Source organism: Pseudomonas sp. JV414, from assembly GCF_032424305.1.
GTDB classification, from domain to species: Bacteria; Pseudomonadota; Gammaproteobacteria; order Pseudomonadales; family Pseudomonadaceae; genus Aquipseudomonas; species Aquipseudomonas lini.
This window is the reverse complement of the sequence record NZ_VYKC01000011.1, coordinates 49583-65507: the sequence shown is the minus strand read 5'-3', so window position 1 is coordinate 65507 and position 15925 is coordinate 49583. Positions and strand designations below refer to the sequence as shown.

Sequence of the window (15925 nt, the reverse complement as noted above, 5' to 3'; positions counted from 1 at the left end):
TCTTGTTAATAAGTAGATAGCTCCGCTGATTTAGCTGAAATCGGCCACAATCAATCATGCAACTTGCCCGATTTTTCTGGGCCTAACCAAAATCAACAATTAAAGGAGCGCAGGAACATGGAATCAGCCACTGAGCATCAAGGCCGCATTCTGCTGGTGGATGATGAATCCGCCATCCTTCGAACCTTTCGCTATTGCCTCGAAGATGAAGGCTACAGCGTGGCCACCGCGACCAGCGCTGCTCAGGCCGAAGCCTTGTTGCAGCGCCAGGTTTTCGATCTGTGCTTTCTCGATTTGCGGCTGGGTGAAGACAATGGGCTCGATGTACTGGCCCAAATGCGCATCCAGGCGCCGTGGATGCGGGTGGTGATCGTGACTGCTCATTCGGCCGTGGACACTGCGGTGGATGCGATTCAGGCCGGTGCCGCCGACTATCTGGTCAAACCTTGCAGCCCCGACCAGTTGCGTCTGGCCACGGCCAAACAGCTGGAAGTGCGACAACTCTCGGCGCGGCTGGAAGCCCTCGAAGGTGAAGTGCGCAAACCCAAGGAGGGCCTGGATTCCCACAGTCCGGCCATGAAAGTGGTGCTCGAAACCGCACGTCAGGTCGCCAGTACTGACGCCAACATCCTGATTCTCGGCGAGTCCGGCACCGGTAAAGGTGAACTGTCACGGGCGATTCACGGCTGGAGCAAACGCCAGAAGAAATCCTGCGTCACCATCAACTGTCCGTCCCTGACTGCAGAGTTGATGGATAGCGAGCTTTTCGGCCACAGCCGGGGCGCCTTCACCGGTGCCAGCGAAAGCACCTTGGGTCGCGTCAATCAGGCCGACGGCGGAACGTTGTTTCTCGACGAGATCGGCGATTTTCCACTGACCTTGCAGCCAAAATTGTTACGTTTCATCCAAGACAAGGAATACGAGCGCGTGGGCGACCCGGTGACCCGTCGCGCCGACGTGCGAATCCTCGCAGCCACAAACCTCAACCTGGAAGACATGGTTCGCGATGGTCGTTTTCGTGAAGATTTGCTCTATCGCCTGAACGTCATCACCTTGCACTTGCCGCCGCTTCGCGAGCGCAGGGAAGATATTCTGAACCTGGCAGACCGCTTCCTGGCGCGCTTCGTCAAGGAATACTCGCGTCCGGCCCGGTGTTTCAGCGACGAGGCCCGCGAAGCGCTGCTCAGCTACCGCTGGCCGGGCAACATTCGCGAACTGCGCAACGTGGTGGAGCGCGCGAGCATTATTTGTCCGCAGGAGCGGGTAGAGCTCAGCCACTTGGGCATGGCCGAGATCCCGGCCAACCACACGCCGCGCATTGGTGCTGCGTTGAGCCTGGATGAGTTGGAGAAAGCTCACATTGGCGCGGTCCTCGCCACGGCCGACACGCTGGACCAGGCGGCGAAGACCCTGGGTATCGATGCCTCGACCCTGTACCGCAAACGCAAGCAGTACAACCTGTGAGTCTTAACCGATGAAACTGGCGATGACGTTGCGCACCCGGCTGTTTCTGAGTATTTCCGCGCTGATCACCGTGGCGCTGCTAGGGCTCTTGCTCGGGCTGGTCAGCGTGATGCAGATGGCTGGGACTCAGGAAGCCCTGCTCCGTGACAACTTCGTCACGCTGGATCTGGGATTGAAGCTGCGTCAGAGCCTGGGTGATCAACTGATTATCGTGCTTGGCGAGAACCCTGACCCTGCGGCGTTCGAGGCCTCCAGGCAGCATTCCCTCGAATTGCTTGACGAAGGCATTGCTCGCGAGCCGTCCAGCGAGGGTGGCCAGTATGGTTTCAGAAAGGCCAAGGCTGATTATCAGAGCTTACTGCAGGCCTTTGATCTTTCCCGCGCTCCGGTACAGGTAGTCAATGATGACGGAGATCTCACGGAAAAATTCAACGCGTTGCGTAACGGTTTGATCTCTGAACAGAAGCGCGCACTGGATAACATCACTGAGATCGAGCGCGAGTCCCGGGAGCGGGCACTGTTGATTGCCGGCCTGCTTGGGTTGGTCGGGGTGGCGGTGTTGTTCATCGGGTTCATTACCGCCCATGCGATTGCCCGACGGTTCGGGGCTCCGATCGAGGCTCTGGTGCAGGCAGCTGACAATATCGGCCAGGGCAATTTCGAAGTGACCCTGCCGATTTCGTCCGCGGTGGAAATGAACCAGTTGAGCCGGCGGTTCGGAATCATGGCTGAGGCCCTGCGTGAGCACCAGGCTACCAATATCGACGAGCTGCTCGCCGGCCAGCAACGTTTGCAAGCGGTGCTCGACAGCATCGACGACGGTTTGCTGATTATCGATCGTCAAGGTCATCTCGAGCACCTCAACCCAGTGGCTCAGCGCCAGCTAGGCTGGGACACCGATCGTCTCGGCCAAGGGCTGGGCACGGCGCTTGAGCGTCCCGAACTGGATGAACAACTGCAACTGGTGTTGCGCGGCGGCACTCTGGAACGAGCGCCGGACGACCTGAGCATCGAGGTCGATGGCGAGTCGCGATTGCTGACGTATAGCCTGACGCCGGTCAGCCATACCCAGGGTCATATTCTCGGCGCGGTGATGGTGTTGCATGACGTCACCGAACAGCGTGCCTTCGAACGGGTACGCAGCGAGTTCGTCTTGCGCGCCTCCCATGAGTTGCGCACACCGGTTACCGGGATGCACATGGCATTCGGCCTGTTCCGCGAGCGGACGCATTTTGCCGCAGACTCCCGCGAAGCCGACCTGCTGGACACCGTCAACGAAGAAATGCAGCGCCTGATGCAGTTGATCAATGACCTGCTGAATTTCTCTCGCTATCAAAATGGCCTGCAAAAACTCACGCTGGCACCGTGCTCCATCGAAGACTTGCTGGATCAGGCCCAGATACGTTTTGCCGGCCCGGCACAGGAGAAAGGCATTGAACTGCTGGTGGAAGTGCAGGGACCGTTGCCGCGGCTGCAAGCCGATCAGGCGCAACTGGAGCGGGTGCTCGACAACCTGATTGACAACGCCTTGCGCCATACCTCCCACGATGGACTGATCCGTTTGCAAGCCCGGCGCCATGGCGAGCGGATGATTATCAGCGTCGAGGACAACGGCGAAGGCATTGCTTACGGCCAGCAAGGACGGATCTTCGAGCCCTTTGTCCAGGTCGGCCGCAAAAAGGGCGGTGCCGGGCTTGGTCTGGCGCTGTGCAAGGAAATCGTGCAACTGCATGGCGGGCGGATGGGTGTTTACTCGCGGCCGGGGCAGGGGACGCAGTTCTACATGGCGCTGGCGCTATAAACTGGGGGCCCACTCAGGCCTCGTCGTCCAGGCGTCGCGTGCTCAGTCGGCGGCCACGGGTAATCAGTTCGATGAACTGCACGGCGCTCAGTGCATGGGCGAACAGCCAGCCCTGACCAAACTTCACCCCCTCGCTGCTCAGAAACACCGCTTGGGCTTCATGTTCGATGCCTTCTGCAATCACCTTGAGTTGCAGGGCCTGAGCCATGCGAATGATGTGCGGTGCCACGCCGCTGCTGGCGGCATCATGGCCCAGTGCGTCGATAAACGCCTTGTCGATTTTCAGGCAGTCCACCGGTAGGGTTTGCAGGTAGGCGAGGCTGCAATAGCCGGTGCCAAAGTCATCGATCAGCACCTGATGCCCGACATCCCGCAGGGCTTGCAGGTTTTCTCTGGCCACCACCACATCGACCAATCCGCGCTCGGTCACTTCAAAGGCAATCTGCCTGGCCGCCACTCGGTGCACACTCAGCAGGCGCGCCATCACCTGGCCGATACGCGGCACCATGACATCGCAGGCTGCCAGGTTGACCGAGATGTACAGCTGCGGATTGGACCGCAACAGTTGCCCGAGCTGTTCCAGCAGGCGCTGCAATACGAAGTCGGTCATCTGGCGGATCTGGCCGGTATTCTCCGCCATGGGAATGAACAGGTCGGGACTGGTCAGCGTGCCGTCCGGCCTTCGCCAGCGCAGCAGGGCCTCGGCACCGACGCAGTTGCGGCTGTCGAGGTCGAAGATCGGTTGATACAACACCTGTAGCTCGCCTCGCCGTATGGCGCCTTGCAGTTCGGCATCCAGCGACTGACGCTGGCGTACCAGCAAAAACACCAGAATACCGACACAGGCACTCAGCGCCAGGCTGGCCGGCAGTAGCCACCACCATACCGCCGGTACATGCATTCCAGTGCGTGGGGTGATCAGTACCAGTTGGTATTCGGGGGTGTTAGTGGGCATTCGGTAAATCAGTCGGGTATGGGTGACTTGCAGCGCATCGCGGCTTTTCGGGGGCCAGGGCTCCGCGGGGGGCCAGGCCTGCGCGACACCGAGTACCGGAATCGCCCGGGTGCCCTGGTCGAGTACCACCAACAGGCTGCTCCCCGGAGACAGATCGACCATATCGGTCAAATGCCCGCGCGACGTCGCCACCCGGAAATTGCCGCGCCCAAGCATCAGTGCGGCGCGGTTCTCATCGGGTTCGGTGGTGGTGTTCAGCCAATAGCTGTAGGTGGGGCCCTTGATGTCCGGCGGTCGGATCAGCGATACCCCTTCCTGGCGGGGGCGGTTGGAGCAGGTTCGCGAAGTGTCCATATAAGCGGCTTCATAAACGAAGCGGTAATTGAAGCTGACCTGCTGCAGGGTGGCGATCATTTCGTCATCGCAACCTCGCAGCGGTTGGGCTTGCAGATCATCTAGGCTTTCGCGCAACTGCCCGAACAGCTGCTCCAGACGGACCAGAAAACGTTCTCCCTGGGCATTCATTTCCTGGCTTTCATTGTGCTCGACTTGATTCATCGCCACGAACAAACTGCCAACCGTTAGAAGCGTTGCGCTCAAGGCAGTAGCCAGCATCGCCAAAAACCAAGGGCGATAGAACCAGCTATGCAGTCTCTCCCGAGCAGCAGGCATCATGGAATATCCGAAGAATTACCAATGAGTTATAGCTGCTGATTTGGAAAAAGCGCTGACCGTCGGGCGGGCGTCATTATTTTGTCTGATTCAACACCTGAAGAATCGCCGCGGTTTGTGCGTCCGGTGTACCGTCGAAACGGGAAGGGCGAAAATGCAGCTGAAAGGCCGCCAGTACATTACGTGTTTCTACATCCAGTTCGCCGGTTTGCGGCGTGGCATAGCCCAAGCGGGCAAGCTGTCCCTGAAACCAACTGATGCTTGGCAGTTGCACGGCGAACTGCACTTGCTGCCGCGCCACGGTCTGCTCGTCTGGCCAGATCCCCAGGCCTTCGGCAGCCAGGCGCTTCCAGGGGAACAGCGGGCCTGGGTCGAGTTTGCGCATCGGTGCGATGTCGCTATGACCGATGATGTGGCGGGGGCTGATCCCTTGGCGCTTACTGATGTCCTTGAGCAGGAAGATCATCGACTGAATCTGGGCTTCGCTGTAGGGATACCAAAGACGCCCGTTCGGGGTGTCCTTAAAGCCCTGATTGACGATCTCGATACCAATGGAACTGGAGTTCAGCCAGGTCCGGCCTTGCCATTCGCTTTCACCAGCGTGCCAGGCCCGGAAATTTTCATCCATCAGCTTATAAATAGTGGCGCGCTTGTCGTCGCTGATGAGGTAGTGGCTACTGACCTCGCCATGGGTCAGCAATTGCAACGACTCTTCCAGGGATGCGGAGGTGTAATGCATCACCACGAACTGAATACGACTGTCGTGATTGGCTGAAGGGTGGCTGGTATCGATTCGGGGGCCGCTGGCACAACCGGCTAATAGAAGCAGCGACGCAATAAGAACAAGACATTTCATGGCTAGGGCAATACACGCGAGACAATAATGCAACAGTGTAACGTATCGCCTTGCGGCGCTGACGGCAAAAAACGTTCCTTTAAACAAAATGGAACAATTGGCCGTCAGCCCAGTTCTACCCGATTTCGTCCAGTATTTTTCGCACGATATAGCGCCTGATCGGCTCTTTTAAGCACCAGGTCGCTGTGTTCCCCAGCCCTGAATGCTGTCAGTCCCATGGAAATAGTGATGGTGACTCGCTCGCCCTTGAAGTGGAACGGGCAGGCTTCGATCGATGCGCGCAAGGTTTCCAGCAGTTTCGCGCCGACCATAGGGATTGTGGCAGGCATCAACAGTACAAACTCCTCACCGCCAAATCGGGCGATGAAATCAGTCCCGCGCAGTCGCTTGCGTAGCACGCTGGCGATGATTTTCAGCACCTTGTCGCCCGCCAGATGGCCATAGTTGTCATTGATGCGTTTGAAATGGTCGAGGTCGAGCATTGCCAGCAACAGGGTATTGCCATGTTGCTGCCATTGGCCGACTTCATGCTCCAGGCGCTCGCTCCAGGCTGCTCGATTCGGCAGGCTGGTCAATGGATCGATCAACGCCTTCTGGCGCTGTTCTTCAAGATGCTCGCGGTAGCCCAGGGCTTCCTGCTCCATATGGGCAACCCTTTCGGCCAGGCTTTGCAGACGGGCTGCTACTTCCTGCTCACGCTCATCGCGCTGCTTCTGGTGTTGGTCCATGGTGCCGAGCAGGCCTTCGAGATGGTTTTCCAGCACATGCTTGAGATCATCAAGATCTGCCGCTTCCTGCATGCTGCTTTGCAAGCCGTCGACTTGCTCGCGAATCTGCGTGTCCATCTCGCGCGCGGCCGAACGGTTGTCGGCGTGGCCGTCGCTTGCGGCCTGCAGGTTGCTCTGGAATGACTCAAGTCGTTCGTTGAGTTGCTGTAGATACGCTTCGAATTCGTGCTGGCCGCTGTCGGTGATTGCCAGCATCAATGTGGCCAGGTCATCGAGGATGGGTAGTAGTTCGTACCAGTTCAAGCCATTTTGAAGACGATCGCGCATCGCCTCGGCTTGCGGACGATGGCGCTCGGGCAACGCCAGATCATCGAGAAGGCCCAGCAGCGTTTCTTCGATATGCTTGGCGACAGAGCTGTAGGACGGTTCCGGCGAGTCCGGCAGGGCATACAGAATATCGTGCTCAGACGGCTCTGGATCGATAGTGACCGGAGTCAGTTCATCGGGATTGATTGCCAAGGGGGCCGCAGTGACCGGGGCGGCAATTGAGGGAGCCGGCTCTTGTGGTCGCTCAATGTGTAATCGTGTTTGAGGCTCTGGGATCTGACTGCTTTTAGCTTCTGGATCAAGGACTGGCGGGACAAACGCCATGACTTCAGCCGCAGGTGCCATTGTTGTTGGCGCCTGAATTTGCAGCGGTGCAGCGGCGGGTAGAGCGACTTCTACAGTTGGCAGCACCACTTGCGGTTTATCGGCGGCTGGCGCGAGATTGACCGTCGCTTCCAGGGGCACGGTCGGCGCTGCTGCAACCGGTTCGACAGGTTGCGCGGCAGGTCTTTGTGATTCGGGGGCGACGATCTGTGGCGCAGTCTCCTCCGTTTCCCTACTGAACAACCGCTGCAGAAACCCCGGACGATCAGGTTCGGCAGGGTTCTCCAGCAGGTTCAAGGCTTTGCCTTGCAAGCCGCTCAGCTCGCTAAGCAGCAACGGAATTTCGCGAGCCTGGCTTACGCGTCCGTCGAGCTGTTTGGCGAATTTTTTCAGTGGCCGGCTCACTTCCCTGGGCAGTGGCAACGCTTGCAGCTGAGAGACCAGCGCCGTCAGTGCGGCACTGACTTGATCGACTCGGGTTTCCCGGCGTTGCTCAGAGTCGAGCACGGCTTTTTCCAGGCGCGGCAGCAAGGCAGCCAGGCCGGCATCCATGTCATCGGTGCGTACGACTTCACGCATTTCCTTCATGCATTGATCAACGGCGCGATCGGTACCTTCCGCGGCCAGGGTACTGCGCACCAGCCCACGACGCAGCAGATCAAGCCGGGCGTCCCATCGACGTTCCAGTTTTTCTTGTTGTTCGATGCTTTTGAGGTATTTCTCTTTCCAGCGCTGTGCTTCGTCGCTCATTCAGGCAGGACTCAACGCGGGCAATGCATCGGCCGTGAGCGAACCCGGCAGACGAATCTCTACCGCGACCGGCAGGTGATCGGAAATGGGATGTGCCAGCACTTCGACCTTTTCAAGGGTCAGGGTGGGGCTGAGCAGAATATGGTCCAGGCAACGCTGTGGGCGCCAGCTGGGGAAGGTCGCTTCCAGTTGCGGCGCGAGCAGGCCTAAATCACGCAACGGGGAGTTTTGCAGCAAGTCACTGGCATGGGTGTTCATGTCGCCCATCAGCACCTGGTGTTTATAACCGCCGATCAACTCGCGGATGTAAGCCAGTTGCAGGCTGCGGGCGCGAGCGCCCAGCGCCAGGTGCATCATGACTACCACCAGCGCCTCAGGACCTTCGCCAAAGCGCACCAGAATAGCTCCGCGACCCTTGGGCCCCGGTAGCGGATGATCTTCAATTGCCCACGGGCGCAGCCGGCTGAGCACGCCATTGCTGTGCTGACCGAGATGACCCAGATTGCGATTGAGTTGTTGATACCAGTAGGGGAAGGCGCCGAGCTGCGCCAAGTGTTCGACTTGATTGACGTAGCCTGATCGCAGGCTGCCGCCATCGGCTTCCTGCAAGGCGACCAGATCGAAGTCGCCCAGCAGATTGCCGATTTTTTGCAGGTTATCGGCACGCCCGTTGTGCGGCAAAAGATGTTGCCAGCCGCGGGTCAGATAGTGCCGATAGCGCTCGGTACTGATGCCGACCTGGATATTGAAACTGAGCAAACGCAGACGGCTGTCCACGGGCAACCCCGTCGATTCCAGGTGATGCTCGTTGACCTGCGGATGATGCAGGCCAACGATGCGTTCAGTTCCCCAGCGGCGCATGGCAGGTGCCGCGCTTAGTTGGCGACGGCCTTGGTTGCCGCTCGCTCTTTGGCGACCAGTTGATCGGCCAGTTTCAGCGCTTGTTCGGCACCACCGGCAGAGCCGATGTCAAAACGATACTTGCCGTTGACGACCATGGTAGGCACGCCGGTGATTTCATATTTCTTTGCAAGTTCTTTGGCTTTGTTGATCTGGCCCTTGATGGCGAAGGAGTCGAAGGTGGCCAGAAACTTGTCCTTGTCTACACCTTGGGTCGCCAGGAAGTCCGCCATGTCTTGTTTGTCGGTCAGTTTCTTGTGTTCTTTCTGAATCGCGTTGAACACCGCTGCGTGAACCTTGTTCTCGACACCCATGGCTTCAAGCGTCAGGAACATCTGGCCGTGTGCGTCCCAAGGGCCGCCAAACATCGCCGGAATACGCACGAAATTCACGTCGGCAGGCAGCTTTTCAGCCCATGGGTTAACGACAGGTTCGAAGGCATAGCAGTGCGGACAGCCGTACCAGAACAGCTCCACGACTTCGATCTTGCCAGGCACGGCCACCGGGACCGGATTGCTCAGTTCGACATAGGGCGCTTCAGGTTTTTCGGCGGCTTGGGCAGTCATGCCGAACAGGCTGGCAGCGACGAGCGCGGCGCTGATGATCAGATTACGCATGCTTTACTCCTGGACAATTGGGGCGCCTCGCGCGACCTGTTTTCAGACAGATCCTGGCGGGCTTGAGTGCTGTAGTGTAACGGCAGCGGCCACAAAAAAGGGCAGCCAAAGCTACCCTTTTTATGTTTGCATCGACGGATTAATCGAGTGTTAACGTTGCAAGAGATGTACATCACTCGCAACGCTCGATCGCAGGCCTTAGTGCAAGCCTTGAATATAGCTGGAGACTGCGGCGATATCTTCGTCACTCAGCTTTTTAGCGATGCTCTGCATCGGTTTGGTATCGCCGTCGTTGGTCCGGCCACCTTCTTCTTTTCTGAAATCGGTCAGTTGCTTGCCGACGTACTGGGCATGCTGGCCGCCCAGATGCGGGAAGCCGGCAGCAGCGTTGCCTTTGCCGTCTGGAGAGTGGCAGCCGGTGCAGGCTGGCAGACCCTTGGCCAGATCACCGCCACGGAACAGTGCTTCACCGCGAGCCACGACTTTCGGGTCGGCGGCGCCGACGCTGCCTTTCTGGCTGGCGTAGTAGGCGGCGATATCAGCCAGGTCCTGATCGCTCAGGTTGGTCAGCAGGCCGGTCATTTCCAGTACCGTGCGTTTGCCGGCCTTGATGTCGTGCAGCTGCTTGTTCAGATAACGCTCGCCCTGACCTGCCAGTTTCGGAAAGTTTGGCGCCATGCTATTGCCATCCGGGCCATGACAGGCGCCACATACTGCGGCTTTCGCCTGACCAGCAGTCGCATCACCTGCAGCATGGGCAATGCCGGAGATCCCCACGGTCAACAGCAGACTCACGATCAATTTGTTCATCAGCTAATCCAACTACGGCTAAGGGTTAAAGAGTTATGGGCCGGGTTTACTCGCTCATCCACTGGATGATGGCTCGGTAATCCTCGGCACTGCAGTCCTTGCACAAACCACGCGGCGGCATCGCCTTGAAACCCTGGGTCACGTGTTGCACCAGCGTCTCCATACCTTTCGCCAACCTCGGCGTCCAAGCTTCCTGATCGCCCTTGCGGGGCGCCATGGGTAGTTGGCCGGAATGACAGGCACCACAAACACGGTTGTACACAGCTTCCGGATCCTGTGTAGCCTGAGCGCTGTAAAGCGGCATCAAGACACCGGCAGCTAGCAGCCATTTCGTCATAAAACGACCTTTTCAGGGTTGAGAGCGTTCTGCGTTCTAATGCGCAATCAAGGTCAATCGCTCTCGTGAACTTCATCCTACGCTGGGACAAAGCGCACACAAAATCTGCGGCATTATATACTGGCGTCACTGAAACGGAAACGACACTGCTTGCCGCGTCCATTCCCGGCGCCGCCCACATCGGAAATCCCATGCAACTCAAGAACCCCATCCTCGGTCTGTGCCAACAGTCCACCTTCATGCTCAGCGCCGCCAAAGTCGATCAATGCCCCGACGACGAAGGCTTTGAAGTGGCCTTCGCCGGGCGTTCCAACGCCGGTAAGTCCAGCGCGTTGAACACCCTGACACACGCCAGCCTGGCGCGGACCTCGAAAACACCGGGTCGCACGCAGCTGTTGAACTTCTTCAAGCTAGACGATGAACGCCGTCTGGTCGACCTGCCGGGTTACGGTTACGCGAAAGTACCGATCCCGTTGAAGCTGCACTGGCAGCGTCACCTCGAAGCCTATCTGGGCGGTCGCGAGAGTTTGAAAGGTTTGATTCTGATGATGGACATCCGTCATCCAATGACCGATTTCGACCTGCTGATGCTCGATTGGGCCATCGCCAGCGGCATGCCGATGCATATTTTGCTGACCAAGGCAGACAAGCTGACCTATGGCGCGGCGAAAAACGCGCTGCTCAAGGTTCAGGCGGAAATCCGCAAGGGCTGGGGCGATTCGATCACTATCCAGCTTTTTTCGGCACCCAAACGCATGGGCCTGGAAGACGCCTACACTGTACTGGCGGGCTGGATGGAGCTGGCGGACAAGGGTAGCGAGACTGCCGAGTAAGGCTTTGCAGGTGAAAAGCCAGGCAAAAAAAACCCCGGACTTCATATGGGGAGGGAGAAGTTCCGGGGTTCAAGCTCCGGACCGCTAGGGCGGGGTCCAGATATCTGCCAACACTTAACACAACATAGGAGCATCGAAGGGCTTCACCAGCCATTCAGTATCTCTGAGTGGCGGATCACGGATTTAGTTCAGACTATTTTCAAAAACCATTGGAAATAATCGATGTCATTTTCCGCACTATAGCCCTTCGTTATTTTGTGCTGCGGCATAAGGCCGCAGCACAGGCGTCTTTCAGGCCGATCAGTGCGCTTCATCCCAGTTGTTGCCCACGCCTACCTCGACCAGAAGCGGTACATCCAGTTGTGCGGCGCTGCTCATGTGTACGCGAATCTCCTCACGCACCTGGTCGATCAGGTCCTCACGCACCTCAAGCACCAATTCATCGTGTACCTGCAGGATGACTTTGGCGTCCAGGCCTGACGATGTCAGCCAGTTATCCACCGTTACCATGGCTTTCTTGATGATATCCGCCGCGGTGCCTTGCATCGGGGCGTTGATCGCTGTGCGCTCGGCAGCTTTGCGCAGGGCCTGGTTTTTTGCGTTGATTTCCGGCAGGTACAGACGACGACCAAAGATGGTTTCGACGAAACCTTGCTCAGCGGCCTGGGCGCGCGTGCGCTCCATGTATTCCAGTACGCCGGGATAACGGGCGAAATAGCGGTCGATGTAGGCCTGGGACTGTTTACGGTCAACGCCGATCTGCTTGGCCAGGCCAAACGCGCTCATGCCGTAGATCAAACCGAAGTTGATGGCTTTCGCGCTACGACGCTGATCGTTAGTGACTGCGTCCAGCTCGACGCCAAACACCTCTGCGGCTGTTGCCCGGTGTACATCGAGGTTGTTGCGGAAGGCATGCAGCAAGCCTTCGTCCTTGGCCAGATGCGCCATGATCCGCAGTTCGATTTGCGAGTAGTCCGCGGCCAGCAGCTTGTAGCCTTTCGGCGCGACGAATGCCTGACGAATCCGACGACCTTCGGCAGTGCGAATTGGGATGTTCTGCAGGTTCGGGTCGATGGACGACAAGCGTCCGGTGGCGGCGACGGCTTGCTGATAAGACGTATGAATGCGCCCTGTGCGAGCGTTGATCTGCTCTGGCAAACGGTCGGTGTAGGTGCTCTTGAGCTTGCTCAGCGAGCGGTATTGCATCAGCACCTTGGGCAGCGGGTAGTCTTGTTCGGCCAACTCGGCCAGTACCGCTTCGGCTGTCGAGGCCTGACCCTTGGCGGTTTTGCTGAGTACGGGCAAGCCGAGCTTTTCGTAGAGGATCACGCCCAGCTGCTTCGGCGAACCCAGGTTGAATTCTTCACCGGCAATGGCGAACGCCTCACGCTCAAGGGCGACCAGTTTCTCGCCCAGTTCGACGCTCTGGATACCCAGCAGGTTGGCATCCACGAGCGCGCCCTGGCGCTCGATACGGGCCAGAACCGGCATCAGCGGCATTTCAATCTCGTTGAGCACTTTACCCAGACTTGGCGTTGCTGCCAGTTTTTCCTGCAAAGCCAGGTGCAACTGGAAGGTGACATCGGCATCTTCGGCAGCATAGGGGCCCGCCAGCTCAAGAGAGATCTGGTCGAAAGTCAGCTGTTTGACGCCTTTGCCTGCGATCCCTTGAATGTCGGTCTTGCTTTGGCCCAGGTACTTGAGCGCCAGGCTGTCCATGTCGTGGCGGGTGGCCGTCGAGTCCAGGACGTAAGACTCGAGCATGGTGTCGTAAGTAATGCCCCGAACAATAATCCCGTTGTTCTGATCGCCACCGATGGCGCAGTTGGCGAGGATATTGGTTTCGAACTTGGCGTGCTGGCCGACTTTCAGTTTGTTCGGATTTTCCAGCAGCGGCTTCAGTGCCAGCAGCACGGTGTCGCGATCCAGTTGCTCCGGCACGCCCATGTAGGAATGGGTCAGCGGAATGTAGGCCGCTTCGCTGGCCGCGACGGAAAACGCCAGGCCCACCAGTTGTGCATGTTGAGCATCGGTGCCATTGGTTTCGGTGACGAAGGCGATCAGCGGTGCCTTATCGAGCTTGTCCAGCCAGGTCTCGAAGCGCTTCTGGTCGAGGATGGTTTCGTACTTCGCTTCGGCGGCGCCCGGCAATTCCTGGGCGACCTCGACAATTTCCTGACCCGAGCGCTTCGCGTCGCGCTGGTTCTCTTCGAACCAGCTTTTGAATTCCAGCAGGGTGTAGAGCTCGGCGAGCTTGTCGTGATCCGGCTTGCCCATTTGCAGGTCATCGAGACCGATGTCCAGCGGCACGTCGATCTTGATGGTTGCCAGTTGATAGGAGAGGAACGCCATCTCCTTATGCTCTTCGAGCTTGGCCGGCAGGGTCTTGGCGCCGCGAATCGGCAGGGTCGGGACGATGTCGAGCTGCGCATAGAGCTCGGTCAGGCCGCCGTTCACGCCGACCAGCAGGCCAGAAGCAGTCTTGGGGCCGATACCCGGAACGCCCGGGATGTTGTCAGACGAATCGCCCATCAGCGCCAGATAATCGATGATCTGCTCGGGTGCGACGCCGAATTTCTCTTTCACGCCTTCCACGTCCAGCGCGCTACCGGTCATCGTATTGACCAAGGTAATGTGCCCGTCGACCAGTTGCGCCATGTCCTTGTCGCCGGTGGAGATCACCACCGGACGGTCGGCGGCCGCGCTGCTGCGGGCCAGAGTGCCAATCACGTCGTCCGCTTCGACGTTGTCCACGCACAGCAATGGAAAGCCCAAGGCTTTGACGCTGGCGTGCAACGGTTCGATCTGTACCCGCATGTCGTCGGGCATGCTTGGGCGATTGGCCTTGTATTCGGCGAACATCGCGTCGCGGAAGGTCCCGCCCTTGGCGTCGAATACTACGGCGAACGGGCTGTCCGGGTACTGCTTGCGCAGACTCTTGAGCATGTTCAATACGCCTTTGACCGCACCGGTCGGCAGGCCTTTGGACGTGGTCAGCGGTGGCAGCGCGTGAAAGGCGCGGTACAGATAAGAAGAACCGTCCACCAGGACGAGGGGGGCTTGGCTCATGAGCAGGATCAACCTTTTCGGCGGGTCCGGCGCTAGAATAGCGGGACCGTTGACGACAAAGGGACAAGGTTATCATGCGCACACTAAATCGCTTGTTGCTGGCTGGCTTGTTTGCAATCACTCCATTGGCTGTCATGGCGGCGGACGATGCGCCCTCGGCAGACCCGGATGTAACAATCCGCACGGAAGGCGATAAAACCATTCAGGAATATCGGCAAAATGGCTTTTTGTACGCCATCAAGGTGACTCCGAAAGTCGGTAAGCCTTATTTCCTGGTGCGCGCTGATGGCTCGGACGGTAACTTCATCCGCTCGGACCAGCCGGATATGCTGATTCCGTCGTGGAAAATATTCGAGTGGTAAACCGCTCCTAACTTAAATCGGCGCCGACAGTCGCGGCGCCCGTACTGGCAGTTTTAACCATGTCTGTGTTCACCCCCCTGGCTCGGCCCGAGCTGGAAACCTTTCTCGCCCCTTACGGGCTCGGCCGCCTGCTTGATTTCCAGGGGATCGCCGCCGGTAGCGAAAACACCAATTTCTTTATCAGCCTGGAGCAGGGCGAATTTGTCCTGACCCTCGTTGAGCGCGGTCCGGTGCAGGAGATGCCGTTCTTCATCGAGCTGCTCGACGTGCTGCACGATGCCAACCTGCCGGTGCCTTATGCACTGCGTACCACCGACGGCGTCGCCTTGCGCGAGCTGGCCGGCAAACCTGCGCTGTTGCAGCCACGTCTGGCGGGCAAGCACATCAAGGACGCCAACGCGCAGCATTGCGCTCAGGTCGGCGAGTTGCTGGCTCATCTGCATTTGGCGACCCAGGCCAACATGATCAAACGCAAAACCGATCGCGGCCTGGACTGGATGCTGGAGGAGGGCACGCAGTTGCTTTCGCATCTGAATGCCGAGCAAAGCGATTTGCTGCAACGGGCGCTGGATGAAATCACACAACAGAAGACGAAAATTCTGGCACTGCCGCGAGCCAACATCCACGCGGACCTGTTCCGCGACAACGCGATGTTCGAAGGCACGCACCTGACCGGGTTGATCGACTTCTACAACGCCTGTTCGGGACCGATGCTCTATGACGTGGCGATTGCCTTGAACGATTGGTGTTCGGACGAACAAGGACAGCTTGATGGCGCTCGGGCGCGGGCATTGCTGGGCGCTTATGCCGCGCTGCGACCGTTTACCGCTGCCGAAGCCGAGCTATGGCCGACCATGCTGCGCGTGGCGTGCGTACGGTTCTGGTTGTCGCGGTTGATTGCCGCGGAGTCTTTCGCCGGGCAGGACGTGTTGATTCACGATCCGATGGAGTTTCAGCTGCGGTTGGCGCAGCGGCAGAAGGTCAGTACGCCGCTGCCGTTCGCCCTCTAAAAGCATCGCGGGCAAGCCACGCTCCCACAGGGTTTGTGTCGTTCATAATATTGGCGAACGATACAAACTCTGTGGGAGCGTGGCTTGCCCGCGATTGGGGGCGACACAAT

Annotated in this window: 13 protein-coding genes; 5 read left to right on the top strand and 8 right to left on the bottom strand. The window is 58.5% G+C overall.

Going from position 1 to position 15925, the window contains the following annotated elements; translation table 11 throughout:
- Positions 1-117 precede the first annotated feature (117 nt).
- Both algB and F6R97_RS14130 read left to right on the top strand, forming a co-directional pair.
- The gene (algB, locus tag F6R97_RS14135; protein WP_038980351.1) at positions 118-1464 is read left to right on the top strand and encodes a sigma-54-dependent response regulator transcription factor AlgB; all 1347 of its coding nucleotides are present in this window, start codon (positions 118-120) and stop codon (positions 1462-1464) included.
- Between the two features lie 10 nt (positions 1465-1474).
- Entirely contained in the window at positions 1475-3265 is a 1791-nt protein-coding gene (locus tag F6R97_RS14130) for an ATP-binding protein (protein ID WP_038980350.1), read from the top strand.
- A 13-nt stretch (positions 3266-3278) separates the two neighbouring features.
- On the opposite strand, the gene F6R97_RS14125 is transcribed toward F6R97_RS14130, so the two are convergent.
- The 7 genes from F6R97_RS14125 to F6R97_RS14095 all read right to left on the bottom strand — a co-directional run bounded on the left by F6R97_RS14125 (position 3279) and on the right by F6R97_RS14095 (position 10541).
- The gene (locus F6R97_RS14125) at positions 3279-4895 is read right to left on the bottom strand and encodes an EAL domain-containing protein (protein ID WP_038980349.1); all 1617 of its coding nucleotides are present in this window, start codon (positions 4893-4895) and stop codon (positions 3279-3281) included.
- 73 nt (positions 4896-4968) lie between these two features.
- Positions 4969-5748: an N-acetylmuramoyl-L-alanine amidase gene (locus F6R97_RS14120; protein WP_038980348.1), complete on the bottom strand. Its 780-nt coding sequence runs from the start codon at positions 5746-5748 to the stop codon at positions 4969-4971.
- A 104-nt stretch (positions 5749-5852) separates the two neighbouring features.
- Positions 5853-7877, bottom strand: coding sequence for a GGDEF domain-containing protein (locus F6R97_RS14115; protein ID WP_038980347.1), 2025 nt, complete (start codon positions 7875-7877; stop codon positions 5853-5855).
- Positions 7878-8738 (bottom strand): endonuclease/exonuclease/phosphatase family protein, encoded by an 861-nt coding sequence (locus F6R97_RS14110; RefSeq protein WP_038980346.1) that lies wholly within the window; start codon positions 8736-8738, stop codon positions 7878-7880.
- A 14-nt stretch (positions 8739-8752) separates the two neighbouring features.
- Positions 8753-9394 carry a thiol:disulfide interchange protein DsbA gene (gene dsbA, locus F6R97_RS14105; RefSeq protein ID WP_038980345.1) on the bottom strand — a complete coding sequence of 214 codons (642 nt, stop codon included), beginning with the start codon at positions 9392-9394 and terminating at the stop codon, positions 8753-8755.
- A gap of 198 nt (positions 9395-9592) precedes the next feature.
- Positions 9593-10204 (bottom strand): c-type cytochrome, encoded by a 612-nt coding sequence (locus tag F6R97_RS14100; RefSeq protein WP_048397339.1) that lies wholly within the window; start codon positions 10202-10204, stop codon positions 9593-9595.
- A 46-nt stretch (positions 10205-10250) separates the two neighbouring features.
- On the bottom strand, positions 10251-10541 hold the full coding sequence (locus F6R97_RS14095) for a c-type cytochrome (RefSeq protein ID WP_048397338.1): 291 nt from the start codon (positions 10539-10541) through the stop codon (positions 10251-10253).
- A gap of 191 nt (positions 10542-10732) precedes the next feature.
- On the opposite strand from F6R97_RS14095, the gene yihA reads away from it, so the two are divergent.
- A complete protein-coding gene (gene yihA, locus F6R97_RS14090; protein WP_038980342.1) occupies positions 10733-11374 on the top strand; it encodes a ribosome biogenesis GTP-binding protein YihA/YsxC in 642 nt (213 codons plus the stop codon).
- A 300-nt stretch (positions 11375-11674) separates the two neighbouring features.
- On the opposite strand, the gene polA is transcribed toward yihA, so the two are convergent.
- A complete protein-coding gene (gene polA, locus F6R97_RS14085) occupies positions 11675-14443 on the bottom strand; it encodes a DNA polymerase I (protein ID WP_048397336.1) in 2769 nt (922 codons plus the stop codon).
- A gap of 74 nt (positions 14444-14517) precedes the next feature.
- Between polA and F6R97_RS14080 the strand changes: the two genes are divergently transcribed.
- Both F6R97_RS14080 and F6R97_RS14075 read left to right on the top strand, forming a co-directional pair.
- Complete coding sequence (locus F6R97_RS14080) at positions 14518-14805, top strand: DUF2782 domain-containing protein (RefSeq protein WP_008076254.1); 288 nt, start codon at positions 14518-14520, stop codon at positions 14803-14805.
- A 59-nt stretch (positions 14806-14864) separates the two neighbouring features.
- Entirely contained in the window at positions 14865-15815 is a 951-nt protein-coding gene (locus tag F6R97_RS14075; protein ID WP_038980340.1) for a homoserine kinase, read from the top strand.
- Positions 15816-15925: the final 110 nt, after the last annotated feature.

What these genes read in the sequence shown, in the direction of transcription:
- F6R97_RS14075 (WP_038980340.1), top strand. Translation starts at nt 14,865, where the DNA reads ATGTCTGTGTTCACCCCCCTGGCTCGGCCCGAGCTGGAAACCTTTCTC.
- F6R97_RS14100 (WP_048397339.1), bottom strand. Translation starts at nt 10,204, where the DNA reads ATGAACAAATTGATCGTGAGTCTGCTGTTGACCGTGGGGATCTCCGGC.
- algB (WP_038980351.1), top strand. Translation starts at nt 118, where the DNA reads ATGGAATCAGCCACTGAGCATCAAGGCCGCATTCTGCTGGTGGATGAT.
- yihA (WP_038980342.1), top strand. Translation starts at nt 10,733, where the DNA reads ATGCAACTCAAGAACCCCATCCTCGGTCTGTGCCAACAGTCCACCTTC.
- F6R97_RS14115 (WP_038980347.1), bottom strand. Translation starts at nt 7,877, where the DNA reads ATGAGCGACGAAGCACAGCGCTGGAAAGAGAAATACCTCAAAAGCATC.
- F6R97_RS14120 (WP_038980348.1), bottom strand. Translation starts at nt 5,748, where the DNA reads ATGAAATGTCTTGTTCTTATTGCGTCGCTGCTTCTATTAGCCGGTTGT.
- F6R97_RS14095 (WP_048397338.1), bottom strand. Translation starts at nt 10,541, where the DNA reads ATGACGAAATGGCTGCTAGCTGCCGGTGTCTTGATGCCGCTTTACAGC.
- F6R97_RS14130 (WP_038980350.1), top strand. Translation starts at nt 1,475, where the DNA reads ATGAAACTGGCGATGACGTTGCGCACCCGGCTGTTTCTGAGTATTTCC.
- dsbA (WP_038980345.1), bottom strand. Translation starts at nt 9,394, where the DNA reads ATGCGTAATCTGATCATCAGCGCCGCGCTCGTCGCTGCCAGCCTGTTC.
- polA (WP_048397336.1), bottom strand. Translation starts at nt 14,443, where the DNA reads ATGAGCCAAGCCCCCCTCGTCCTGGTGGACGGTTCTTCTTATCTGTAC.
- F6R97_RS14080 (WP_008076254.1), top strand. Translation starts at nt 14,518, where the DNA reads ATGCGCACACTAAATCGCTTGTTGCTGGCTGGCTTGTTTGCAATCACT.
- F6R97_RS14110 (WP_038980346.1), bottom strand. Translation starts at nt 8,738, where the DNA reads ATGCGCCGCTGGGGAACTGAACGCATCGTTGGCCTGCATCATCCGCAG.
- F6R97_RS14125 (WP_038980349.1), bottom strand. Translation starts at nt 4,895, where the DNA reads ATGATGCCTGCTGCTCGGGAGAGACTGCATAGCTGGTTCTATCGCCCT.